Annotated in this window: 1 protein-coding gene; it reads left to right on the top strand. The window is 58.8% G+C overall.

Annotated features, from left to right (window positions below; genetic code table 11):
• The first annotated feature begins 409 nt into the window (after nt 1-409).
• Nucleotides 410-1246 carry an alpha/beta fold hydrolase gene (locus CV102_RS25615; RefSeq protein WP_233710828.1) on the top strand — a complete coding sequence of 279 codons (837 nt, stop codon included), beginning with the start codon at nt 410-412 and terminating at the stop codon, nt 1244-1246.
• Nucleotides 1247-1836 lie beyond the last annotated feature (590 nt).

Here is a 1836-nt window from a genome sequence, read left to right on the forward strand (position 1 = left end):
TCTCCGAGCTACTAGCACGGCGATACGAGTTCGATCGGCTCTACACTGCTAACGTTTGAGCGTCTAAACAAGGCCCACCCTCTGTATGCAGCAGGCATCTTCTGACAGAATCTGGGCAAAACGTTCAGCCTCTGAATACACAGCGCGGGCCGTGTTTAGACGCGGCAACAATCGGCTCTCACGCATCGTTCTCTACATACGAAACTCGATCGTGAGGTGTTCACCACCGTATTCTGGTTAGACAAAGTGACTCCTGACTCGTCCATTCAGGGGCGTCTAAACAAGGCCCACAGCGCGTATCGGTCACCGATCCGCCCGTAGTATGTTGAGGTTCTGTCAGCTCCTGCGGATTTTCACCAGATAATGCTATGTGGCTGATTACCATAGTCTGGCAGGGGTGGACTGACGTATGCCCGAAGCAACACCACCAGACGAAGAGGCGGAAATGGAAACCGTCACGTCCGCGGATGGAACCGAGATCGCCTACAAACGGACCGGGAGCGGGCCACCGCTGGTACTCGTCCACGGCAGTGGGGTGAGCGATCACCGGCGATGGAAGATCGGTGATGTGCTGCACCACCTTGCGGAACACGCGACTGTCTACGCCCTCGACCGTCGAGGTCGCGGCGAGAGCGGCGACGGCGACAGGTACTCGATGGACAGAGAGGTCAAGGATGTCGTCGCGGTCGTCGAGTCCATCGGGGAGCCGGTAACCCTCCTGGGCCATTCCTACGGGGCCAATCTCGCCTTGGAGGCCTCACTCGTCGTCGACTCCCTCAGCGGGCTCATCCTGTACGAACCGGGGATCCCAGTGGACGAACACGAAATGGGCGATCCCGAGGCGATCGCCCGCATGAACAAACTCCTAGCTGACGGACGGAATGAAGCTGCGCTCGAAGTGTTCCTGCGTGACATCGGTGGGCTCACACCCGATGAGATCGACGCGTTTCGCGCCGATCCGAGTTGGGACGATCGCGTCGCTGGTACCCACACCCTCCCCCGGGAGGAACTGGCATGTAGCGAGCACGAACTGCATCCGGAGCGCCTGACGGAGATGACAGCGCCCACGCTCCTGCTGTCCGGCGGCGAGAGCCCCCGGAAGTACAAGGACGCCGTGAATGCGATCGACGAAGCGCTGCCAGACAGTCGGGTCGTCACGTTCGAGGGTGAACAACACGTGGCGATGAACACGAGGCCGGAACTGTTCGTCGATGAAGTAGTTTCCTTCATCCGTGGGGTGAACTGACGCCCCGACTCATCGTTCTCGATGATTTGCCACATCCACATTTTGCGTGATGTCGAGTATTCCGTCGGTGATAACGGGCTCGTATTAGAGCCGGACAGGGGCGACACGGACATTCAATGCCGTGATGGAGGAAGTTCGATTGAGTCACCCAATGTCTGAGTCGGTCACGTCGTTTCCGACAAGAATGGGGCAATTCCTTCAGTCTGTGCTGAACTCAGGGCGCGAACTTTTTCCGCCTCGGGTTCGCCTGTGGCGAACCTCTCGGCGCAAAAACTTCGATGAAAAAGGCGGACGACTCGGCCTTCGGCCTCGCCGTCCGGGAACCGCGCTCGCTTTGCTCGCGCGGAGACTGGTACTGCATCCACACTCTGTATTCAGCAGGTTGCTTCTGACAGATTTCGGGCAGAACGATCAGTGGCTGCTGAATAGATAGCGCGGGCCATGTTTAGACGCCGCTCAGTTGCCGTCTCGACCGGGATTATGTGGTTTTGAGTGAGGAAGCGGCGAGTATGCCGTCTCAACTCGCCCGGTTTACCGACCGATGTGTCGATTTGTCCCAGAACGCTGTCACTGGCGAGCCAGCACCGGCG

Source organism: Natronococcus pandeyae (assembly GCF_008122205.1).
In the GTDB taxonomy this organism is placed as follows: domain Archaea; phylum Halobacteriota; class Halobacteria; order Halobacteriales; family Natrialbaceae; genus Natronococcus; species Natronococcus pandeyae.

What these genes read in the sequence shown, in the direction of transcription:
- CV102_RS25615 (WP_233710828.1), top strand. Translation starts at nt 410, where the DNA reads ATGCCCGAAGCAACACCACCAGACGAAGAGGCGGAAATGGAAACCGTC.